The sequence below is a fragment of the Leptolyngbya sp. CALU 1928 genome, from assembly GCF_056784215.1.
Genome location: NZ_JBXBCE010000001.1, coordinates 1,650,553 through 1,672,821, shown reverse-complemented (window position 1 = coordinate 1,672,821; position 22,269 = coordinate 1,650,553). Strand labels below are relative to the sequence as shown.

The window sequence follows — 22,269 nt, the reverse complement described above, 5'->3', positions numbered from 1 at the left end:
TTAAGATGGAGATTGCCGCTATGCGATCGCCATCTTCCATGTCTTCACCTTCCACGCTTTCTCCATCCACTCAAGTGTCTGCGCCTCTACTCGGTCAATCGTTAGCCGACCTGACTGCTTGGGTGCAAGCACAGGGGCAGCCGAGCTACCGAGGCAAGCAACTCCACCAATGGATTTATGAAAAAGGGGCGCGATCGCTAGCCGATATCACCGTTTTCCCGAAACAATGGCGGGCGGATATGCAAGCGGTGGAAATTGGGCGATCGCAGATTCACTTCCGTTCCGTTGCGCCCGATGGCACCGTCAAATTTTTGCTACGCCTCAGCGATGGACAGATTATTGAAGCCGTTGGCATTCCTACCTTCGACTGGAAAGGCAAGCAGACAGACGGGGACAGTCCAGATCTCGATCGCCTCACCGTTTGCGTCTCCTCTCAAGTGGGCTGCCCCATGGGATGCGACTTTTGCGCCACGGGAAAAGGGGGCTTTATTCGCAACCTGGCAACCCACGAAATTGTCGATCAAGTGTTGACCGTTCAAGAAGATTTTGGGCAGCGGGTTAGCAATATTGTGTTTATGGGCATGGGCGAACCGATGCTCAACACAGATAATGTGGTCGCCGCGATTCATAGCCTCAATCAAGATGTCGGCATTGGGCAACGGCTGATGACCGTTTCCACCGTGGGCATTCCCGGTCACGTCCGGCGATTTGCTGAACATCAACTGCAAGTCACCTTAGCCGTCAGCCTGCACGCCTCTAACCAAAGACAACGGGAAACCCTAATTCCTAGCGCCCATCACTATGCCCTCAAAGACTTGCTGGCAGAATGTCGGGACTATGTGCGGCTGACGGGTCGGCGGATTAGTTTTGAATATATCTTGCTGGCAGACCTGAACGATCGCCCAGAACATGCCCAAGAATTAGCCTCGCATTTACGCGGATTCCAAAGTCATGTGAATTTGATTCCCTACAATCCCATTCAAGAAGTGGATTACAAACGGCCCACCCCGCAGCGAGTGCAGGCGTTTGTCGAGGAACTGAAAAAACGTCACATAGCCGTCAGCGTCCGCTATTCCCGTGGACTCGAAGCCGATGCCGCCTGTGGACAACTCCGCGCCTCAGCCTCTTAAAAATTATCCCTTCGCTGGCATACGCTGTCGTTGATTTTGCTCCAAATGTGTGGGTGATATTTTATAGGAACTTGATATGTAGACTTTCTACGGCATGAGAACAATATGTCTAGAACATCACCCTGGCATTATCGGGCTGCGATTGCCAGCCTCAATTAAGCTAGAAACTGATCAACTTTATTACTGGTATCTCCGGCTGAATTCCAATCGAAAGTCGGGTGCAGCCGCCCATGAAACGGTAGAGGGTAATACTTTAAAACTCAGCCCAACTCAAGCATTGGCAGCCAAGGTGCAGCTTGCGTCTCCTGAAGTTTGGTATGACGCTTTGAGTATGACGGCGACTCGTCGGTTAAGCAAGAACTCAACCGCAGAACAAGACTGGCAGCGATTTTAAATCTAGTGGGAATGAGTGATTTAGCAACCGAGCCAATAGTGCAGATCATCACTCTGCCCGAATAAAAATAAAGCCTGACCGAAAACAGGCGTTGAGTGGTGTTTATTCCGGCACGATCGCGACTTTAATCACCTTGCGATCGCGCATATCTTCAAACACTTGCCCCAAGTGACTGAGGGGCTGTTCACCGCTGAGCAATAGTTCAAAGGGGACAGCACGGCTGGCTAAGAGATTGAGGGCAGCGCGAACATATTCAGGTGTGTTGTGAAAAACACCTTTGAGAGTGAGTTCGCTGTAGTGAAGTTGGTCTGTATTCACCGTGATCGTCGTATCGCGGGGGCAACCGCCAAATAGGTTAACGGTGGCACCCGGACGGGCACAGGCAATCGCCCTTTCCCACACCGCAGGCACCCCCGTTGCCTCAATCACCACATCGGCTCCCCAGCCATCGGTCAGGTCTTTGACCAATGCCGGCACATCTTCGACCTGTTTGTAGTTGAAGGTTTTGGCTGCACCCAGCTTTTCCCCAACTTGCAAGCGGGAGTCGCTGCCGCCAAATAGGAAAACTTCGGTGAAGGGCGAGGGGAAAGAGGCAAGGGGCGAGGGGAAAATCCAGTCGCCTTTACCGGATGCCAGCGCCGCGACGAACATCAGACCGATCGCGCCATCCCCCAAAATTACGACGCGATCGCCGGGTTTCACCCGCGATCGGGCGGCTCCATGCAACACACAGGCGAGTGGCTCAGTCATGGATGCCAAGTCATAGGGCAAATCATCTGGAATGGGCAGCAGGTTGTGCTGCACGATCGGCGCGGGAATTTTGAGATATTCCGCAAAGGTGCCGTTATTAAAGAGTAGATTTTGGCAAAGGGAATATTCGCGCTTTTGACAGAAAAAGCAGGTCATACAAGGAGCGGAGTTATTGGCAGCCACGCGAGTTCCGATTTTCCAGCCTTCTACGCCTGCACCCAACGCTACAATTTCTCCCGCTGCCTCATGCCCAAACGGGGTCGGCGGTTTCAGCATCTTGGCATGACCACCCCTACGCCAGACTTTCAAATCAGTGCCACAGGTAGTCGCTGTTTTGACCCGAATCACAACTTCTCCAGCAGCAGGGGTGGGGTCTACAACCTGCTCCAGTCTCAAATCTTCTTTACCATACAGTAATGCAGCCAGCACAGGGCGATCGCTCCAATCAACCACCCGATAATCTTACAGGTCTACAGTCCTGCAAACCACTCATAGCCAAAATCTTCCCAGTAGCCCAGTTTCGGTGGTAACTGGCTCATGTGGGTCACCCGGGTGACCCACTTAGATTGCTTATAACCCAGCTTAATCGGGGCTGCCAGTCGCAGCGGTGCGCCGTTTTCAATGGGTAGCGGCTGACCATTTTTTTGATATGCCAAGATCGTCTGAGGATGCAGCGTAGACGCAAGATCCCAACTTTCGTAGTAGCCATCTGCCGATTCAAAGTAGGCATAGCGCGCCGTGGATTTGGGCTGAGCGCGGTGAATCAATTCGCGTAAGCTCACCCTGCCCCATTGGAGAAGTTTCCTGGTTTCACCGATTGAGGAAGTGCGTAACGCTGAGCGCCGGAAACCGTTTGCAGTTTTGCCACCCGAACATAATCTTTTTCCTTGATGCCAGTGATAAACGGTTGCATCTCCTCACTGCACACCCATCAACTAGACCTTATTATCGACTAAGTTGAGCCGTCACAGATAACCCCTGATTCTCATAGATAAGCACTCGATGATCAATTACAATGACCTGCTCGCTGGCTTTTCCTTTCCGATTAAGTTTAACGTCGAGTCTTGTTGTTCGAGGACTGTAGTTTACTTGCTGATTTATTTGGGCTGTGTTGACGATCGCGATCGCAGTTGCAGATTATTAATTAACTAGACAAACGAAGTCAACTGATAAACTGAATAAACATTCTGAATAGATTGTAGGAGTTGCCTTTTAAAATCTGCGGTGTCGAGCAACTTATCAAAGAAATCTAATTCATCAGAACCCAAAGTTTCTGTAAGCAGGCGCTCGTAGGTTTATCTGTGTCTTCAAATTGACTTGATTGCCAGCATCGCTCCAGATACTCAACTCGTTGTTCTGCGACTAACTCATCAATCAGGAGGGAAATTAGGGTTCTCCAGGCTGAATTCAGCCCAAACACAAACTTAGGATTGGTGGTAGAGGGATTCACGATAGAGTCGGGAATTAGCTCTAACTGCTGATAAGCCTGCCATTGTAGATCGTTGGTTAAACCGTGGCTTAAAGAATTCATAAAAACCTCCTAGATTTGCTAGCGTAGGAGGCACGTCTAAACCTGTCACCACACGATTGCATCCTCAAAGACGCAGGGCGTGTCCGAATCTTTTTCTGTGCCGTACAATACTAAATTAAACGATTTTTAGTGAATTGTCCTCTCCCATTTGAAAGAAGAAGCAATCTTCTTGCGATCATCCCAAGCCACAAGCATTGATATCATGAGGAGGTTCTGCTGCTATTAATTCAAATGTCAACAGAACCTAGTAGAGCGATCATGAAGCCCTATTAGTGGACTTCGTCCGTAGCTATTGGAGGCGATCTCGCTCCAAATCAGCCTCATCGTAATGCTGCCATAATTAGGTAGCTGAAGTAATTAAACTCTGGAGCGGCGGATGGTAGAACCTATAGCAACCCTGACGGCAGCAGCGATCGCCACAATGATCGCAACAAAAGCCTTTGAAAAGACGGGCGAGAAAATTGGTGAAGCGGTTGTAGGCTTGATCCCCAAGTTCCTCGGTGCTTTACGGCGTAAAGATCCCAAGACGGCTGATGCCATTGCTACTGTAGCCCAGCAGCCAGAACTAGCAGAACAACAACCAGAAATCTACAGCACATCGGCTCTTGTTGCCAAAGTTGAGGCAGTTGCTCAAGAAGATGCGGAGATTCGGATGGTGGCGCAGGAGATTCAGACCGCCGTGCAAGTGCAGCCCGGTGCGATCGTTAATTTAACAAAACTGGCAGAAAAGATCGGGGTGGTAAATCAGGGAACGATTGTGAATCAAACCAACAACCTTTCGTTTTAACATCCAGATAACACCGCGCTCCTCACAGAACAATATGGTACAAATCACGATCGACATCCCTGATGACCTTGCCCAACGCCTTCAGCAGTTTCAAACCCAACTGCCCCAAGTGCTAGAACTGGGTTTGCAGGAGTTTCAATCTCAGCAACGGCACTCCAATTTTCTGGATGAGCAAGACATTATCAGCCTACTCGCTAGTCAGCCCACCCCAGAGCAAATTCTAGCAATTCGTCCTACCCCGGAGTTTCAGGTACGAGTCAGTGATCTATTAGCCCAAAGTAAAAGCGGAATACTTTCCGTCAAGGAAGAAGCTGAGCTAGAGCGATATCTCACCCTGGAACATTTGGTTCGTCTAGCCAAAACCCACGCTCTAGCGCAACTTCAGTAGCAGCCATGAGTACCTATGTGCCAGCTTCTCTGCGCCGACAGGTGATTGAACGAGCGGGCGATCGCTGTGAATATTGTCGCTTTCCGCAACGGGTGACTCTACTCGCGTTTGAAATGGAGCATATTATTTCTGAAAAGCACGGAGGGATGACCGCTCTAGAAAATCTTGCCTTAGCCTGTCCCTACTGCAACCGCGCCAAAGGAACGGATCTTGGCTCTATTGATCCAGAAACCAATAAATTGACACCTTTCTTCAACCCCAGAATCCAAAATTGGCAAGAACACTTTGCTCTGAACGGTGCCACGATCGCGCCGCTAACCGCAGAAGGCAGGGTCACAGCGTTTATTTTTCAGTTCAATCATCCCGATCGCCTGCAAGAGCGTGAACGACTCATCGCGATCGAACAATATCCGTAGAACAGAAATAGAACCATGACAGAACCGTTGGCGAATAAAATTGCGGTGGCGAATCTGGGAACGGTCTACGGTCAGACCAATAACGTCACCATCAATGAAGCTCAAAAGGTAGCGCTGATTTACAGCGACCCGGTGCCTGATCTACGGGTGTTTCAAGGACGGGACGATGAACGCTCAAAACTCAATACTTGGTTAGGTGATCCAGATGTCTCGATGATTGGCATTCGGGGCGAAGGTGGCATCGGCAAATCGACGTTGATGGCAAAGGTGTTTGCTGAGAGCCTGGGATTTGCAGGTAAGTTTTGGGCTGATGTGCGAACGGGCACGTCGATCTCTGCGTTGGCAGAACGATCGCTGCAAGAGTTTGGGGCATTGCCGGAACAGATGCGATCGCTGGAAGAAAAGGATCTGATTCCCCGACTATTACGGCAGTTGCAACAGGGGCGCTATTTGTTGGCGATCGATAACCTGGAATCGGTGCTGACGGCAGAGGGAGTGTTGCAAGGGGGCTATGAAGCCTTTCTGGATGGTTTTCAGAGCTTGGGTAGCGAGAGTGTGCTGCTGCTGGCAGGACGAGAATATCCTCAGAAGTATCATGGTTGGCGATACTCTCGCTGGCTGACGGTAGATAAGGGCTTAACGCCCAGTGAAGGAGCCGCACTGCTGGAAAGCTTAGAGGTGGCAGACACGATCGCAAACCGAGCCACGGTATCCGAGCAAGTCCAGGGGAACCCACTCGCCCTATCGCTGATTGCCGGTTGGCTGCGGGATGAATATCGCCAACCCGAAGAACGATTGGTTTGCCACCTGAGCCAGCACACCGATCTGTTTCAACTGGAAGGAAAACATCGGGGGGAGGCAAACATCAGTGTGGACAGGGTTTTGCAGTGGAGCTTTGACCGCCTGACATCCGCACAACAGGATCTCCTAACCCAGGTAAGCGTTTTGCGAGGGGCGTTTGATGCAGAACTGGCAACGGCTTTGGTGCTAGAGCCACCCATCAGTGATGCGGATTTGCATGATTTAGAGCGGCGATCGCTCCTGCAAGAACTCCCCAAGCTCAGTCAAGATGCCCCCAGATTGTTTCAACTTCAGCCCCGCATCCGCGAGTTTGTCCAAAAACAGCCGCATGATCTGACCACAGCCCATGAACGAGCGATCGATTATTTCTGGCACCATCGTCAGACTGAATTTGCCAGAGATGATACACAGGATGCCGTCAGCCACTACGAAGAAACTTTTTATCATCAGTGCAAATTGGGGCAATATCCACAAGCATCTGTAACTGGATGGGCTTGCAGCGCATTTTTATGGCGGCGCGGCTATTACCAACTCCTGGTTAACCTTTACAGCCAATTGCATACCGATTGGCAACCTATCCCAGACCAGAGACAAACCTATGCGGCTGTTTGTAACGATTTAGGGAATGCGCACCAATCGTTAGGGCAATACCAGCGGGCGATCAACTTTTACCAGCAGTCCTTGGAGATCAAGCATGAGATCAGCGATCAGAGTGGTGAAGCAAAGTCATTAGGCAATTTGGGGAGTGCACACCAGTCGTTAGGGCAATATCAGTAGGCGATCGACTTTCTCCAGCAGTCTTTAGAGATCGAGCGCGAGATCGGAAATCGGGTTGGCGAAGCAGCCTCGTTAGGCAATTTAGGGAATGTCTACTATTCTTTAGGGCAATATCAGCAAGCGATCAACTTCTACCAGCAGTCCTTGGAGATTAATCGTGAGATCGGCGATCTGAGTAGCGAAGCAACGTGGTTAGGTAACCTAGGGGCTACCTATGACTCTATGGGGCAATACCAGCAGGCGATTGACTTCCAACAGCAGTCCTTGGAGATTGCCCACGAGATAGGTGATCGTAGCGGTGAAGCAAAGTCATTAGGCAATTTAGGGAATGCGTACCAATCGTTAGGGCAATACCAGCGGGCGATCAACTTTTACCAGCAATCCTTAGAGATCAAGCGAGAGATCGGCGATCGGGATGGCGAGGCAAAATCATTAGCTGGTCTGGGGAATACCTACGATGCTCTGGGTCAGTACCAGCGGGCGATCAACTTCCAACAGCAATCCTTGAAAATTTCCCACGAGATCGGCGATCGAAGTAGCGAGGCAAACTCTTTAATTGGTCTGGGGAATGCGTACCAATCGTCAGGGCAACATCAACAAGCAGTCGATTTTTACCAGCAATCCTTGGAGATTGCTCGTGAAATTGGCGATCGGAGTGGCGAAGCAAAGTCACTAAGCGGTCTGGGGAATGCGTATCAATCGTTAAGGCAACACCAGCGGGCAATCGACTTTCAGCAGCAATCCTTGAAGATTGCCCGTGAAATCGGCGATCAACTTAGCGAAGCCAATTCGTTAAACGGTCTGGGAAATACTCACGCTTCTTTAGAGGAATACCAGCAGGCAATCAACTTTTACCAGAAATACTATGAAATCGCCTGTGAGATTGGCAACCGCTGGGGTGAAGGGTCCTCACTATTTAACATGGGCAGTGCGCTAGCTCGACTCAATCGGGGCTATGAGGCGTTGCAGAGCTATCAGCAATCGTTAGCCATTTATGAGGAGTTAAAGCTCGATCACGTGGTTGAAGAATGCAAGAAAGCTATTGCCCAAATTAACCAGGTTCCTACGACTCAGCTACGCATGGCACCTAACATTGGCATAGAGAAACACAACGATGATGATTGGTATGCCAAGAGCTTGCCTACCCAAAGAAAACCCTCTGCTTCAAGTTCTTCTCGCCAAACGCAGAACGGGTGGCTGTGGTTTGGGGTGGGGTTGGCGATCGCGCTCCTCATCTGGTGGCTAAAACGGTAAGCACTGTCAGAACTTGACTGATGGACTATGGGGGCGATCGCCCTCAATCATTGCCTTTTGCGAAATCTGGTTAAAGCTCAGCAAAAAGGGTGAGCAGTGCCCACCCCTGTTTAATCGCTCAATCTATTTTCTTATGCTTTAGTGCCGCATTCGGGGCAGAAGCGGTTCGTGGAAAGGATCTTTGTACCGCAACTGCCGCAATGAACCAATTGTGGAGTTTTTTCGAGATGTTTGTGATCTGGCAAACCGACCATCTGGGCATTGTTTTTCCCCGATGGCACCATGGGATAGCAGTTTTCATCTCGCTTCACCCGCACATCCATCAGCACGGGACCTTTGTGTGCCAACAGTTCCGCGATCGCGCCTTTCAACTCATCTCGCGATCGCACAATCATGCCCTTGATGCCAAAAGCTTCTGCCAGTTTGACAAAATCAGGCATACTCGGCTGCATATTGGATTGAGAATAGCGCTCATCGTAGAATGCCTCTTGCCACTGGCGCACCATGCCCTGCCAGCCGTTGTTAATGATGATCGTTTTGGCGGCAATGCCATACTGCGCCAGAGTTCCCAGTTCTTGTAGGTTCATCTGAAAGCTGGCATCGCCGCTGATACAGATGACTTCTTCATCAGGCAATGCCACCTTAGCGCCCATCGCCGCAGGCATTCCAAAGCCCATGGTGCCCAATCCGGCGCTAGAAATCCAGCGACGTGGACCGTTTTTAAGAAACTGGGCCGCCCACATTTGATGCTGCCCCACATCGGTGGTGTAGTAGGCGTGGGGTGCCTGGGTTGCCACTTCCACAATCACTTCTTGAGGCGAGAGGCTGTCGGCATAGTGGGGCACCACCAGGGGATAATCTTCACGCCAGCGATCAATGCGGTTCAACCAGGCTCGATTGCGATCGCTCTCGCACTGATCGCCGTCTTCTTTGCTCCGACGCAGCATATCCATCACGACATTGCGGACATCTCCCACAATCGGCACATCCGGCGCGCGATTTTTGCCCACTTCTGCCGGGTCAATGTCAATGTGAATCACCTTGGCGCGCGCGGCAAATTCATCCAGCTTGCCCGTTACTCGGTCATCAAACCGGGCACCCACCGCAATCAGCAAATCACATTCCATCACAGCAAAGTTGGCATAAGCGGTGCCATGCATCCCCAACATGCCCACCGACAGAGGGTGATGTTCATCAAAGGCACCCAAGCCCATCAACGTGGTTGTTACAGGCAAGTTAAACAATTCGGCTAACTGCTGTATTTCCGCATAGGCATTGGCAGCGATCGCGCCTCCACCCACATACAGCAAAGGCTGCTTGGACTGACGAATCAGGCGTAGCGCATTGGCAATCTGATTGGGGTGCCCCTTCACCGTTGGGCGATACCCCGGCATTTTAACGGAACCCGCCTCCACTGGCACATAGTCAAATTCTTCGGCACCCACATCCTTGGGAATGTCTACCAACACGGGACCTGGGCGACCGGTGCTAGCCACATAAAACGCTTCAGCGATCGTCTGCGCCATTTCTCGTGGATCGCGCACCACGTAAGAGTGTTTCACAATCGGCAGCGTGATGCCGTAGATGTCGGTTTCTTGAAAGGCATCCGTGCCGATCGCGTGGCGAGGAACCTGCCCCGTAATGAACACCATGGGAATCGAATCCATGTGAGCCGTGGCAATGCCAGTGACCAAATTCGTGGCACCCGGACCGGACGTCGCGAAACATACGCCCACTCTGCCTGTGGCACGGGCATATCCATCCGCAGCATGAGCAGCACCCTGCTCGTGTCGCGCTAGAATGTGCCGGAGTTCTCCACGGGCTTCAAAGCGATAGAGTTCATCATAAATTGGCAGAATAGCACCACCAGGATAGCCAAAAAGGTCAGTTACACCATGGCGCTTTAAGCTATCCATTAAGGCGTAAGCGCCTGTTACCCGTTGAACCGCGACACGTTGAAGTTGCACAGGAGAGTCCTCGTCAGTCTTCAGATGATTTTTGTATCGAATGCTGCATTAATGCTTAAAACTCAGTCTAGAGCGGATTTTGATTCCCTGTCGAGAAAATCTCAGTCGAAATCAAATGGATAAGCCTCCGCAACGTCTATTTGACAAGCATCTTAATCACATAGACCTTGATTTTACATCAGCTTTCGCTGACATTTGAAAAGGATTGTAACGAAAATTGGTTCTTTTATAAGTCTGTACCTTGTTTAGAAACGTTTCATGGTTCCAAATTTTGACCCGATCGCGCCTAACCCATCTTTTGAGCAACGGCTGAATACCTCCGATCTGACCCGTCCGATGAAGTGGCTGTGGGCATTATCCGCCGGTTTAATTCTCCTAGATGGCTTCGATTTTTTTATCATTGGCGTTGCCTTGCCCTTTTTGCAGCAAGATTTTGGCTTGGGAACCGCCGAAATTGGCGCGATCGCTGTGGCAGCTTTGGCGGGATCATTGGTGGGATCACTCATTTTAGGATCGATCACCGATCGCGTCGGACGGCAGCGGATGCTGATTGTGGATGTGATCCTGTTTTTGGTGGCAACTCTGGGAACCGTGATCGCCTGGAATGTCACATCTCTGGTGATCTTCCGTTTTTTGGTGGGCATGGCGATCGGTGCCGATTATCCCATTAGCGTCGCCTACATTACTGAAAATGTGCCGACTCGATTGCGCGGTCGCATGGTGATTGGTGCATTTACCTTTCAGGCGGTGGGGGCGCTATTGGGCGCATTAACAGGACTAGTCGTGATCTACGGGTTTCAAGCGGTGTATCCCGCTCCAGTTCAGCCTGCCGTTCAATATGCATGGCGCTGGATGTTGGGAGTCGGTTTGGTGTTGGCGATCGCGGTTGGCATTCTGCGGTTTAGTTTTTTGCTCGAAAGTCCTAGTTATCATTTGGCGCGAGGTGAGTATGATGCCGCATCCAAAGCCGCATCGATTTTGCTAGAAGAGGCGATCGCCCTCACACCAGAAACCGATCCCCCCGATCAAAACCCCAATCTTGCTTTTAGTGATTTGTTTTCATCTATTTATCGCCGTAATACCCTACTGGCATCCGTTCCATGGTTTTTGCAAGACATCGCCACCTATGGCATTGGCATCTTCACCCCCGTCATTTTGGCAGCCTTGGCATATTCAACCGAAGACACCCTTTTAGCGAAAGAATTCGCCGCTGCTCAAGGGTCTGCGATCGTGGATTTATTTTTAGTTGCAGGGTTCTTGCTAGCCGTGCTGCTGATAGATCGCCTGGGTCGCATTCAGCTACAAATTCTCGGCTTTTTGGGAATGGCGATCGGGTTAACCATTTTAGCGATCGCACCTCTACTCTCTTTGCCGCCCGAATGGAATGTAGCCATGATCTTCCTAGGATTTTTCATCTACAACCTAATGATGAACATGGGTCCCAATTCCACAACCTTTCTATTATCGGGTGAAGTCTTCCCTCCCTCTATTCGCGCTAGTGGAGCGGGGTTTGCAGGCGCGATCGCCAAATCTGGAGCCATTCTAGGCACCTTTACACTGCCGTTCATTAGAGACAGTGGAAGCGAGACAACCTTGCTATTCATCCTCATGCTAGTCTGCTTGCTGGCAGCCGGAGCAACCTATCTATTGAGAATAGAAGGCTTGAGCGGGGTAGGGCTTCCTCAAACAGAACAAAAGTGAGGGATGGGTCGAATAACTGCTACTTAAGATAGAAAAATAAATCGCTCAAATCGTCTATGCTCAGTGGTGAATTGCTCAGTGATGATTTATTCACCACTGAATTAATTATTAAATTTACTACTATTGGCTAAAAAAATGTTCTTAAAGAATAAAAAAGATGGCACCCTGATCAAAGTTTTGGATGATGAAGCTGTAATTAATCCGATGCAGCCAACTATTTCGGGGAGAATCCAAAATGGAGAAGAAGAGCAAGATCCAGAAGAATTTGACAAAAATAGCTTGATGTTTCCATCGAATGAAAGTCTGCCCCAATGCTGGACAGACCCAGATTATCAAAGCTCTTTATGAAACGGTCAATATTGGGGCTTGGTTAGTAAGTTTATGGGTGGCTATAGATTGTTACCCTCATGGGGCTTACAATATTTTACTAATAAGATTAACGATTTAAGCTGACTAAGCTAGCTTTTGCCTAGGAAAATTTTTAGCAAAATAAGGTTTATAGGGTTTATAAGGTTTTTAACGAGCTTTTCGAGAAAATATGTTTGTAAATCAGGTTTGTACAGGGACTATCTTAGTAGTTGACGATTCTGCTGATAACCGATTTTTAGTGCAAACAACATTGGAATATGGCGGGTATGGAGTTGAATTAGCAGAAAACGGCAAAGTAGCTTTGGAGAAGATCGATCAGCTTTTGCCAGATTTAATTTTGCTAGACGTAATGATGCCGGGAATGGATGGGTATGAAGTGACCCAACGGATTCGCCAAAATGAGGCTCTTCCTTACATTCCAATTTTGCTAATTACGGCGGATGAACGCTCTAGCGTGGTGCAAGGGTTGGATATAGGAGCAGATGACTTTATCCGTAAACCTGTGGATGTCGATGAACTTTTAGCACGAGTGCGATCGCTGTTGCGATTGAAACGCAGCCTTGATGAGCAAGAACAGATGGTGCGTCAGCAAGAAGATTTTGTCATGCGATTGACCCATGACTTGCGAACTCCTCTCGTTGCCGCAGATAGAATGCTGGGGTTATTCAAACAAGAGGCACTCGGCAAGTTGTCAGAAGATATGGGTGAAGCGGTTGGCAGCATGATAAAAAGCAACAACAACTTGTTGCAAATGGTTAACACCTTGCTAGAAGTATATCGGCATGATGCGGGTTCTAAAACGCTTATTTTTGTGCCGTGTAATTTGCAGGAAATTGTGGATGAGGTGATTCATGAGTTGTCGCCCCTAGCAACAGAACGCGGCTTAGCGCTGATTACTGAAATGGAAAAAGGGTCTGAGCTTGAAAAGAGTCATCAGCAACAGAACGCGGCAACCGTGATGGGCGATCGCATGGAGTTGCGTCGAGTGTTAACTAATCTGGTTGGCAATGCCATTAAGTTTACTGATGCAGGCTGGGTCAAGATTCGTTTAGTTGAGCCATTGGCAATGGATACCGCCTCAGTCGTGATTGAGGTGAGTGATAGCGGCACTGGAATTGCGGTGGAAGAGCAGAAGACATTATTTGAGCGTTTTCGTCAGGGAAAACATAAACGGTCAGGCAGTGGTTTAGGGCTGTATTTATCGCATCGGATTATCGAGTCCCATCACGGCACCATCAAGCTTGACTCTGAACTAGGAAAAGGCAGTGCATTTACTATTTCTTTACCCGCGATCGCCCAAGTAGGATAACATCCCTGTGAAATCCATTTTAATTGTTGATGATATTGTTGATAACTCTGATCTGCTGAAGGCATTTTTAGAGATAGAGAATTATCAAATTGATGTAGCGAACTCTGGTGCGATCGCCCTAGAAAAAATTTCAGCAAATCCTCCAGACCTCGTGTTATTGGATGTGATGATGCCTGGGATGAACGGCTATGAAGTAGTTCAGCAAATTCGCCATCATCTAAAATTATCTATGCCAATCGTGCTGGTTACAGGGAATGATCAGCCTGCTCTTGTAGGGGGAATCAGTATAGAACCTGAGAATTTTATTCAGAAACCAATTGATTTTGATCGCCTATTAAATCGGATTCAGATATTACTCAATTGATGATTTTGCGATTAGATCGCGATCGAATTAGTGAGAAACTCCTATTACTTTCCTATTACTTTAAAGACGCAGTTTGAGAATCTACAGTGTCCATCAAAACCATTTTTTGTGGCAAAACTACTGCAAAAGTAGACCCAATGCCAACTTGGGACGTGAGATGAATTTTTCCCTGCAATAGCTCCACAAGCTGAGCCACAATTGCTAGTCCCAACCCCGTGCTATCCGGTGAAGGGGATTGATCAAGTGACGTTACTCGATAGAAAGGCTCAAAGATTTGAGCGTGTTCTTCTAGAGGAATCCCGATGCCTGTATCAGTAACGGCAACTTCCCAAGTGTCACTATCGATCAATCGAGCAGCTAAGGTAATGCTACCCGCTTCGGTGTAACGAATCGCGTTGCTGAGCAGGTTAATTAGAACCTGCTTTAGCCGAAATGCATCGGTTAGAATCTGCTGAGGAGCGCGATCGCAGTCCTGGATAAACTTCAAGCCACGAGCCTCAATCAAAGGATGAACCACTTCCACCACAGCTTGAATGATTTCTTCCACAAAGACCATGACCGGGTGAGCTTGAATTTTGTTAGCATCCGCTCTTGCTAGTTCAAGTGTATCATTAATCAGCCGCAGCAGTTGACGACCGTTTCGCAACACTCGCTCAATATGGTTAATGTTTGGCGCTGTATCCCTTACCTCGGTTTCTCGCTGCTGCCGTATAAATAATTCAGCGTATCCAATAATAGAGTTTAGCGGCGTTTTCAACTCATGAGCCAGGACAGACAGATGTTCTTGATTGGCTCGAACTAACCGATTCAGTTCTTGCACCGTTAATGTTAGTTGACTTTGAAGCTGCTCCAATTCATGTAATCGCTCTTGCACATAGCTTTTGAAGCACTGGGCGATCGCGGCATCAATCACGGCAGACACCATCGACATTGCCAGAAATACTTCTGGGGTGGTTGCCTGGATCAACTCATCTTGTAAATTCGCCAAGATAGTGGTTCGCAGTAAGTGATATTCACGCACAATCTCTGTCGGGTCAAACCCTTGCTCTGCTCTCAAGGCTCCATGGATAAAACTCGCCTTGGAGATCGTTGCAACATCGTTGATTTGGTCTTGCGCTAGCACCGTTACTAAGGCTTCCAGCACATGGGGAATGTGATCGCGAATGGCATTGTGAGAAAGATTGTCGGTGCTGACAATTTGGCGATCGCGCATAACCGCCCCGATCCATTGCGCTTCAATCGTTTTTGATTTCTCAGTCAGCAGCTTACTAAAATCTTTCATGAACACAACTGTAGTTCATAGCCCAGCTTAATTAGTCTAATAGGTCTAGCTCAAAATGAGTGTAAAAGTGGGAATGGAGAATGCGATCGCGCTTCACTGAAAAGAAGGTGGCGTAATCACAATTCAGAAGCACTGATTTTGACGCAACGGCTAAAACCACCCAGAACCCTTTCAGCGGATACTCCACCAACTCCCGCAAAAACTCTGCGAAGAGATTGCAAACACCTGAGTAGAGACAGCATTTAATGCTATGGACTTCTAACCCAGAATTACCGCAGTCAATAAACTTCGTCGTGTGTTCCAACATCGAGCAACATAATGACCTCGCTGGCTGTTTCTTTATCCTGCTCAATAGAGAAGACAATACGGCAGTCATAGCCACAAGAACAAGACTGAAAACCGTCAAGCTTACCGCTCAATTTATGGGTTCCCAAACTTGAGGCGAAGACATCTGCTTCCATTTGCAGTAGGGTGTCTTCAATCCGTTGTTGAAGGTCAGGATTTCTTTTACAAGCTTGCGGAACGCCCGTTTGAATTTTGGTGTTAGAACCAGCAGTCTCATACTTCTGGCGCATCCAAGCACCGACGCAATTCTATAATCACATTCTCCGCTGATTGAGGTCGAAATTTGCCATCACGAAAATCAGCTAAGCTCTGTTGGGCATCTGATGCCATTTCTGCACGACGACTTTCAGAGTGACGATTTTGCAAAATCTTGATCAGCATTTCTTGCTGTTCGTAAGATAGTTGCAAAGCCTTTTCTATCACTTGATCGAGGGTATTCATAATGGAACTAAGCTCTTATCCATACCACTACATTTACCGATGAACTTTTGACCGTAGTCAAAGATGAAACTCATCACATTTATGATATCTTAACTCTCCACTTTCGCTTCTACCTGTTTCGGCATATAGTAGCTAGCGATCATGCCAAACATCAGCCACCACAGGGTATTGACTTCAGGGCGATACAGCACCGTATCGACTAAGCCGTGGGCGATCATGCCAAAGAGGGACGCGATCGCGGCAATCAGCCACAACCCATCGCGATTCCCCACCTGACGCAGCCGTTGGATGGCATTCCAACCTTGAGTCACCGTGACCAACAGCAGCCAAGCAAAGCAAATAAATCCAATAATTCCAGATTCTAAAACCACTTCTAGCAGAATCGAGTATGCGCTCAGGGCGGAATAACGAGCCTTCATGTAGAGTGGATAGACTTTGTTGAAAGCGACATTGCCGGGACCAATACCCCAAATGGGATGGTCTTTAATCATCTCAATCACTGCCATCCACACATTGATCCGAAAGTTATTACTACTATCCCCGCGTCCGGCAAACATGCTGCCCACGCGATCGCGCAACGGTTCCACCACAATCATCGCCAAAACTACGACTCCAGCGGCAGTGCCCAGCACAATGGGCAGCGCCCATTTCTGCCAAAAACGAGGGAGATAAATACTCCACCAGTGCGCCAGCAGCAGCAGCAATACGCTAATAGCCGCCACAATCCCAATCCAGCCGCCGCGACTAAAAGTCAGGGCTAAACACAGGCTATTAACCACTACCATGACTACCGCGAGTGCCTTTTGCATCCAGCTTTGCCAAACAAACATCGCTGCAATGCTAAACACAATCGCTGGAATTAAATAGCCTGCCAGCAAATTAGGGTTGCCCAGATAGCTATACACTCGCGTCGTTTTGGAAAGCGGCGAAGTAGGATCAACCCAGGTGGCTAAGGCTTCCGTGCCCGAAAACCACTGCTGCAACCCGTAAACACTGACGGCTAAGGCGGCTAACAAATAAACGGTGATTACCCAAGAACGGATTTTGGGCGATCGCAACACTCGTGCCGCCAGCGCAAAAAACAGGAGGTAAAGCGTGAGTTTTTGCCAACCCACAAACGCCGCTTTTTTCACGGGAGACATTGCCGTTGCGATCGATACGGCTGACCAGTAAAGCAATACGAGGAAGTGAATCGGGGTGGCAAGGGGAGGGCGACGAGGGACGAGAGATGAATCATCCCCCAATTGCCTACTTTCTTGTCCATCTTCTGAGAGCGTCAACAGAATCCAGTAGGCTCCACAGGCAGCTAAAAGCACAGCCACTAGCTCATTGTTGACAAATGGGGCGAGTGCAAACACTAGCATCACCAGCCCGCCACCGATCGCGTCTGCCCACTGCATCAGCCGGCTTCCCCGTCGCCACTGCCTCAGCGGACCAACCAGATAGTGGACATAACTAGCATTGAGCCATTGCTGGAGTGGCAATGTGGAAAGCGTTAGGGTTTGCCAAGCGGAGTTCATAGGGCACTCGCGATCGCGTAAAAGGATTCCTGGTTATTGTACACGGGGATTGCAGGGTAACCATGCCGCCCCAATCCACCGTCTTTCTATTCTCAGTCTTTCCATAGATAATCCAAGCTAGATAGAATCTTTGCGAACATAAACGATTGATCCTACAGTGACTAAAAAATTGCAGAAATAGTTTAACAACGAGGGGCGATCGCTGAGGCATTGTATTGAAGTTAGCTGGGAAGTGCTCACAACTGCCACGTTAAAATTTAGTTCAAAACAAAATTCTGTATGATGACTGAACAAAACAAAGCGATCGTTCTCCAGTTCTACCAAGCCTTTGACGATCGCAAAATGGAACAAGCCTTGGATCTTCTGGCTCCCAACTTTGTCGCTCATCAGGCAGGGATGCCACAGCCCTTGAATGAGGAAGAGTTTAAGCAGTTTGGGATGTCCTTTTATTCAGCCTTCAGCCAAGGACAACACATTTTTGATGAGATCATCGTTGCAGGCGATCGCGTAGTGACCTGCGGAACTTTCACAGCAACCCATCTGGGAGAATTTCAGGGTCTTCCGCCTACAGGCAAGCCAATCAGTTTATCGATCATGCACATTGATCGAGTCGAGGACGGAAAAATCATAGAGCATTGGGGGCAGGGCGACGCACTTGGGCTAATGCAGCAATTGGGAGTTGTATTCCTACCAGGTCCAAGGTTATTGCCACACCTTTTAAGAGGCGCAGTATCTAAGTTGTTTAAGCAATCTGCATAGAAGTAGAATTCGCATAAAATCCAATCACGCTAGCCGTAGGAACATTTGAGCGGTTTTTCTATCTATGATTGAAGTCTGTAATGAATGGGAAAAGCTTTGGTATCCGATTCAACGTCTCAAGAACCGCTGCCAAAATTGCGATCGCTGATGATTGCTTGGAGCCTGGTGGTTTTGACGGCCACTGCCGATATCGCGATCGGGGCTTGGAGCCATAGCCTAGCCCTGATTGCTGACTCTGGTCATCTGTTTGCCGATGCTGCTACCTTTGGGCTGTCGGTAATTGCGGCATGGTGGATGAGTCGCAAACAGCCCTCTACAGGCACCTCTCGCCTAGAAGCGATCGCGGCTTTAATTAATGGCTTGGGATTGCTGAGCATTTCAGCAGAGCTACTCTGGTCTGGTCTGCATCGGTTAGGTGGATCGGCTCCAGAGATTTTGAGTGTGCCAATGGTGTTGATGGCAGGAATTAGCCTGATTGCCAATCTGATCAACGTGCGCTTACTCCATGGACACAGCCACCAAGATTTGAACGTGCAGGGCGTATTTTTACATCTGCTAGGGGATTTGTTCAGCGCGATTGGGGTGCTGCTAGCCGCGATCGCCGTTTGGCTTTGGCACTGGACTTGGGCAGACTCCGCCGCTAGCCTAGTCGTTGCCATCATCGTTGGTGGCAGTGCCTTTCCTTTAATTCGTCGCAGTCTGCACTTGCTAAGGGCAGGAGAGGCAATCTCCGATTTACATCCAACAGCTACCCCTGCGTGCATCTGCTGCACCCCTACTGAAATTAAGAAACTCTTGCAGCCCAACTTAGAAGAACTGATTTAGATGACGCGATCCGCAACGAATCAGCCCCATCCTAAATGTCTAGATCAGCCAGATTCAGCTTAGAGCCGTAGGTTTCAATAAACTCGCGGCGGGGGGCAACGCGATCGCCCATCAGTACGGTAAACACGCGATCGGCTTCAACGGCATCTTCAATCTCAATTCGTTTGAGGGTGCGCGTCTCTGGGTTCATCGTTGTATCCCACAGTTGAGTCGGCATCATTTCACCTAACCCTTTAAAGCGCTGAATGTCATACTTTGCGTTGGCGGGAAAGGTGGCAATCACTTGGTCGCGATCGCGTTCGCTATAGCAATAGTTATGGCTGCGTCCTCGTTCCACCTTGTAAAGCGGTGGACAGGCAATATAAATGTACCCCTGCTCGACCATCGCTCTTTGATAGCGGTAGAAAAAGGTGAGAATCAAGGTACGAATATGGGCACCATCCACATCGGCATCGGTCATGATCACGATGCGGTGATAGCGCAACTGCGACACATCAAAGTCTTCACCCTTAATACCCAAGCCAAGAGCCGTGATCAGCGCTTGAATTTCGGTATTTTTGTAGATCTTTGCGTCGTCCGTCTTCTCAATATTGAGGATTTTGCCCCTGAGCGGCAAGATTGCCTGAAAGCGGCGATTGCGTCCTTGCTTCGCGCTACCGCCCGCAGAATCCCCTTCTACAATAAAAATTTCTGATTCCGCAGGATCACGGCTGCTGCAATCCGCGAGTTTACCGGGTAAGGTTGAGGATTCTAAAACTGACTTACGCCGCACCAGTTCACGGGCTTTCCGAGCCGCTTCCGCCGCTTTAAAGGCTTCCACTGCCTTTTCAATAATGGCATCTGCCACCCCAGGACGAAACTCTAGATATTCGATCAGCACTTCGCCGACCAAAGAATCCACAATGCCGCGCACTTCGGTATTCCCCAGTTTCGTTTTGGTTTGACCCTCAAACTCTGGATCGGGCACCTTCACCGAAATCACGCCCGTTAAGCCCTCACGGATGTTTTCCCCCGCTAGATTCGGCTCGTTTTCTTTAATCTTGTTGCGTTTACGGGCAAGCGAATTCAACGTGCGGGTTAAAACCGTTTTCAGTCCTTCTAAGTGGGTGCCGCCATCCACGGTACGGATGTTATTGGCAAAGCCCAGGAGGTTGTCGTTGTAAGCGTCCGCACACCACTGGAGCGCCACTTCCACCTGCACATTGTTGCGCTCACCCTGCACATACACCACCTCATCATGAAGCGGCTGCTTCTCACGATTCATGTAGGTGACATATTCTCGAATGCCGCCCTCATAGAAATAGACTTCGATGTGCGGCTCGTCGGCTTTCAGTAGGTCTAAGCGATTATCGGTGAAGGTGATCCGAACTCCGCCATTCAGAAACGCTAATTCCCGCAGGCGACCCGCCACGGTTGTATAGTCAAACGCTGTCTCCGTGGTGAAAATAGTGTTGTCGGGCAGAAAGGTGATGGAGGTGCCTGTGCGATCGCCGGCTCCCGGTTCAAATTCCAAGATACCAATGGGAATGCCTTTCTCAAACCGCTGGGTATAGATGCCTTGATCCCGCCAAACAGTGACCTCTAACCACTCGGATAGAGCGTTGACCACTGAAACACCCACTCCATGCAGCCCGCCACTCACCTTATAGCTGCCGCCTCCAAACTTGCCACCTGCCCCCAGAACAGTCAACACGGTTTCTACAGCAGATTTTCCCGTCCGGGGATGAATACCCGTGGGAATACCACGCCCATCATCGGTTACAGTGGCAGAGCCATCTGCGTTGAGCGTTACTTCAATATTCTTGCAATGTCCAGCCAGCGCTTCATCTACAGAGTTATCAACAACCTCATACACTATATGGTGCAGCCCACGAGGACCCGTACTACCGATATACATCCCCGGACGTTTACGAACGTGTTCAATCCCTTCAAGGACTTGAATTTGCTCCGCACCGTAGTTATCTGACATGCAATTAGCGCTCCAGCCGAAATAACGTGGTCTAAAACTGCATTTAAGCTTTAGAAGACCAAAACTATCTAAAATTATAACACAAAAGGCTTATAAGCGCTTTTAGATAGGTATCCTGAACCGTTTACGGTGGGGTTTAACTATCATTTAAACTGCTTTCGAGGATGCACCAGTCGTTTTCATGGAAAATCTAACAGAAAATAATACCTTAGTACCAGCGCTGATTGTGATTTGTGGGGCGACGGCGACTGGTAAATCGCGCTTGGCGATCGCGCTGGCAAAGCGTTTGAATTGTGTCATTCTTAGTGCGGATTCGCGCCAAGTGTATCGAGAATTTAACATTGGTACAGCAAAACCCGCGATCGCTGAGCAGCAAGCTATCCCTCACTATCTGATTGATATTTGCGAACCCACGGAAACGTTGACTTTAGCAGAGTATCAAATGCAGGCGCAGCAGTTAATTGAAACTATTCATCAGGGGAACGGGAACAGGGAACAGGGAACAGAGAACAGGGGACAGGCTCAGACACCGATCGCGCCGTTGCTGGTGGGTGGAACAGGGCTTTACATCCGCTCCATTACCAGAGGACTCAAAATTCCCAGGGTAGCGCCCCAGTTAGACCTACGATCTCAACTCCAAACTTTGGGACAACACCAGTGTTACGCCATGCTGCAACAGGTTGATCCAGAAGCGGCTACCAAAATTCATGGGAATGATCAAATACGAACGCTGCGATCGCTGGAAGTATTTTATGTGACCGGGCAACCGATGTCAGCCCAGCAGGGAGAGCAACCGCCTGCTTACCCGATTTTGCAGATTGGGCTAGAGTGCGGCGATCGGGTTCAATTAGAAAATCGGATTACTCAGCGCACCCACCAGATGATTGATCAGGGCTTTGTGGCAGAAGTAGAGTTTCTATGTCAAAAATACGGGGCTGATCTGCCATTACTGAATACCTTGGGCTATGCCGAGTTCAAGCAATTTCTGACAGGCGAAATGTCTCAAACAGCGGCGATCGCCGCCACTATTCTCCACACACGCCAATTTGCTAAACGTCAGCGTACTTGGTTTCACGCCTATCCTGAAATCGAATGGTTCGATGCCGATGCCCCTGATTTAGAAGCGCAAGTCTGGCAACGGATTGGAGCCTTTTGTGCAGAACAACACGGCGAATACCAGTAAGGTTATT

General features: G+C 49.2%; 24 protein-coding genes. 14 read left to right on the top strand and 10 right to left on the bottom strand.

Features of this window, described 5'->3' with window-relative positions; genetic code table 11:
• The first annotated feature begins 5 nt into the window (after positions 1–5).
• Together rlmN and AC1S5B_RS07780 are read left to right on the top strand one after the other, a co-directional pair.
• Positions 6–1,130: a dual-specificity RNA methyltransferase RlmN gene (gene rlmN / locus AC1S5B_RS07785; RefSeq protein WP_482035106.1), complete on the top strand. Its 1,125-nt coding sequence runs from the start codon at positions 6–8 to the stop codon at positions 1,128–1,130.
• A gap of 94 nt (positions 1,131–1,224) precedes the next feature.
• The gene (locus AC1S5B_RS07780) at positions 1,225–1,524 is read left to right on the top strand and encodes a DUF928 domain-containing protein (protein WP_482035105.1); all 300 of its coding nucleotides are present in this window, start codon (positions 1,225–1,227) and stop codon (positions 1,522–1,524) included.
• A 102-nt stretch (positions 1,525–1,626) separates the two neighbouring features.
• On the opposite strand, the gene AC1S5B_RS07775 is transcribed toward AC1S5B_RS07780, so the two are convergent.
• The 4 genes from AC1S5B_RS07775 to AC1S5B_RS07760 form a co-directional block, all read right to left on the bottom strand.
• Positions 1,627–2,727, bottom strand: a complete 1,101-nt coding sequence (locus tag AC1S5B_RS07775; protein ID WP_482035104.1) for a zinc-dependent alcohol dehydrogenase — start codon at positions 2,725–2,727, stop codon at positions 1,627–1,629.
• A gap of 17 nt (positions 2,728–2,744) precedes the next feature.
• A complete protein-coding gene (locus AC1S5B_RS07770) occupies positions 2,745–3,056 on the bottom strand; it encodes a molybdopterin-dependent oxidoreductase (protein ID WP_482035103.1) in 312 nt (103 codons plus the stop codon).
• A complete protein-coding gene (locus AC1S5B_RS07765) occupies positions 3,053–3,187 on the bottom strand; it encodes a hypothetical protein (protein WP_482035102.1) in 135 nt (44 codons plus the stop codon). Before AC1S5B_RS07765 ends, AC1S5B_RS07770 begins: the two co-directional genes overlap by 4 nt.
• A 336-nt stretch (positions 3,188–3,523) precedes the next feature.
• Entirely contained in the window at positions 3,524–3,805 is a 282-nt protein-coding gene (locus tag AC1S5B_RS07760) for a hypothetical protein (RefSeq protein WP_482035101.1), read from the bottom strand.
• Positions 3,806–4,181: 376 nt separating this feature from the next.
• Here AC1S5B_RS07760 and AC1S5B_RS07755 point away from each other — a divergent pair, with 376 nt between their 5' ends.
• Genes AC1S5B_RS07755 through AC1S5B_RS07735 form a run of 5 tightly spaced genes read left to right on the top strand, consistent with a single transcriptional unit; the run spans position 4,182 to position 8,228 of the window.
• Positions 4,182–4,592 carry a hypothetical protein gene (locus AC1S5B_RS07755; RefSeq protein ID WP_482035100.1) on the top strand — a complete coding sequence of 137 codons (411 nt, stop codon included), beginning with the start codon at positions 4,182–4,184 and terminating at the stop codon, positions 4,590–4,592.
• 34 nt (positions 4,593–4,626) lie between these two features.
• Positions 4,627–4,980 (top strand): hypothetical protein, encoded by a 354-nt coding sequence (locus AC1S5B_RS07750; RefSeq protein WP_482035099.1) that lies wholly within the window; start codon positions 4,627–4,629, stop codon positions 4,978–4,980.
• Positions 4,981–4,985: 5 nt separating this feature from the next.
• Positions 4,986–5,396: an HNH endonuclease gene (locus tag AC1S5B_RS07745; protein WP_482035098.1), complete on the top strand. Its 411-nt coding sequence runs from the start codon at positions 4,986–4,988 to the stop codon at positions 5,394–5,396.
• A 15-nt stretch (positions 5,397–5,411) separates the two neighbouring features.
• Positions 5,412–6,974, top strand: coding sequence for a tetratricopeptide repeat protein (locus AC1S5B_RS07740; protein WP_482035097.1), 1,563 nt, complete (start codon positions 5,412–5,414; stop codon positions 6,972–6,974).
• Between the two features lie 3 nt (positions 6,975–6,977).
• Positions 6,978–8,228, top strand: a complete 1,251-nt coding sequence (locus AC1S5B_RS07735; protein WP_482036606.1) for a tetratricopeptide repeat protein — start codon at positions 6,978–6,980, stop codon at positions 8,226–8,228.
• A gap of 131 nt (positions 8,229–8,359) precedes the next feature.
• On the opposite strand, the gene ilvB is transcribed toward AC1S5B_RS07735, so the two are convergent.
• A complete protein-coding gene (gene ilvB, locus AC1S5B_RS07730) occupies positions 8,360–10,195 on the bottom strand; it encodes a biosynthetic-type acetolactate synthase large subunit (RefSeq protein WP_482035096.1) in 1,836 nt (611 codons plus the stop codon).
• A 258-nt stretch (positions 10,196–10,453) separates the two neighbouring features.
• On the opposite strand from ilvB, the gene AC1S5B_RS07725 reads away from it, so the two are divergent.
• The 4 genes from AC1S5B_RS07725 (at position 10,454) to AC1S5B_RS07710 (ending at position 13,938) form a co-directional block, all read left to right on the top strand.
• On the top strand, positions 10,454–11,896 hold the full coding sequence (locus tag AC1S5B_RS07725) for an MFS transporter (RefSeq protein ID WP_482035095.1): 1,443 nt from the start codon (positions 10,454–10,456) through the stop codon (positions 11,894–11,896).
• A gap of 123 nt (positions 11,897–12,019) precedes the next feature.
• Positions 12,020–12,244: an acetyltransferase gene (locus AC1S5B_RS07720; RefSeq protein WP_482035094.1), complete on the top strand. Its 225-nt coding sequence runs from the start codon at positions 12,020–12,022 to the stop codon at positions 12,242–12,244.
• A 190-nt stretch (positions 12,245–12,434) separates the two neighbouring features.
• Complete coding sequence (locus AC1S5B_RS07715) at positions 12,435–13,574, top strand: ATP-binding response regulator (RefSeq protein ID WP_482035093.1); 1,140 nt, start codon at positions 12,435–12,437, stop codon at positions 13,572–13,574.
• Positions 13,575–13,581: 7 nt separating this feature from the next.
• Positions 13,582–13,938, top strand: a complete 357-nt coding sequence (locus AC1S5B_RS07710) for a response regulator (protein WP_482035092.1) — start codon at positions 13,582–13,584, stop codon at positions 13,936–13,938.
• 55 nt (positions 13,939–13,993) lie between these two features.
• Here AC1S5B_RS07710 and AC1S5B_RS07705 read toward each other — a convergent pair whose 3' ends face one another.
• The 4 genes from AC1S5B_RS07705 to AC1S5B_RS07690 form a co-directional block, all read right to left on the bottom strand.
• Entirely contained in the window at positions 13,994–15,220 is a 1,227-nt protein-coding gene (locus tag AC1S5B_RS07705) for an ATP-binding protein (protein WP_482035091.1), read from the bottom strand.
• Between the two features lie 278 nt (positions 15,221–15,498).
• Positions 15,499–15,795: a type II toxin-antitoxin system RelE/ParE family toxin gene (locus AC1S5B_RS07700; protein ID WP_482035090.1), complete on the bottom strand. Its 297-nt coding sequence runs from the start codon at positions 15,793–15,795 to the stop codon at positions 15,499–15,501.
• Positions 15,779–16,006 (bottom strand): hypothetical protein, encoded by a 228-nt coding sequence (locus AC1S5B_RS07695; protein WP_482035089.1) that lies wholly within the window; start codon positions 16,004–16,006, stop codon positions 15,779–15,781. Before AC1S5B_RS07695 ends, AC1S5B_RS07700 begins: the two co-directional genes overlap by 17 nt.
• Positions 16,007–16,095: 89 nt before the next feature.
• The gene (locus AC1S5B_RS07690; RefSeq protein ID WP_482035088.1) at positions 16,096–17,526 is read right to left on the bottom strand and encodes an IctB family putative bicarbonate transporter; all 1,431 of its coding nucleotides are present in this window, start codon (positions 17,524–17,526) and stop codon (positions 16,096–16,098) included.
• Positions 17,527–17,805: 279 nt separating this feature from the next.
• On the opposite strand from AC1S5B_RS07690, the gene AC1S5B_RS07685 reads away from it, so the two are divergent.
• The gene (locus AC1S5B_RS07685; protein ID WP_482035087.1) at positions 17,806–18,285 is read left to right on the top strand and encodes an ester cyclase; all 480 of its coding nucleotides are present in this window, start codon (positions 17,806–17,808) and stop codon (positions 18,283–18,285) included.
• A gap of 84 nt (positions 18,286–18,369) precedes the next feature.
• A complete protein-coding gene (locus AC1S5B_RS07680) occupies positions 18,370–19,110 on the top strand; it encodes a cation diffusion facilitator family transporter (RefSeq protein WP_482035086.1) in 741 nt (246 codons plus the stop codon).
• A 31-nt stretch (positions 19,111–19,141) separates the two neighbouring features.
• On the opposite strand, the gene gyrB is transcribed toward AC1S5B_RS07680, so the two are convergent.
• Positions 19,142–21,079 (bottom strand): DNA topoisomerase (ATP-hydrolyzing) subunit B, encoded by a 1,938-nt coding sequence (gyrB, locus tag AC1S5B_RS07675; RefSeq protein WP_482035085.1) that lies wholly within the window; start codon positions 21,077–21,079, stop codon positions 19,142–19,144.
• A gap of 181 nt (positions 21,080–21,260) precedes the next feature.
• Between gyrB and miaA the strand changes: the two genes are divergently transcribed.
• Complete coding sequence (miaA, locus tag AC1S5B_RS07670; protein WP_482035084.1) at positions 21,261–22,262, top strand: tRNA (adenosine(37)-N6)-dimethylallyltransferase MiaA; 1,002 nt, start codon at positions 21,261–21,263, stop codon at positions 22,260–22,262.
• Positions 22,263–22,269 lie beyond the last annotated feature (7 nt).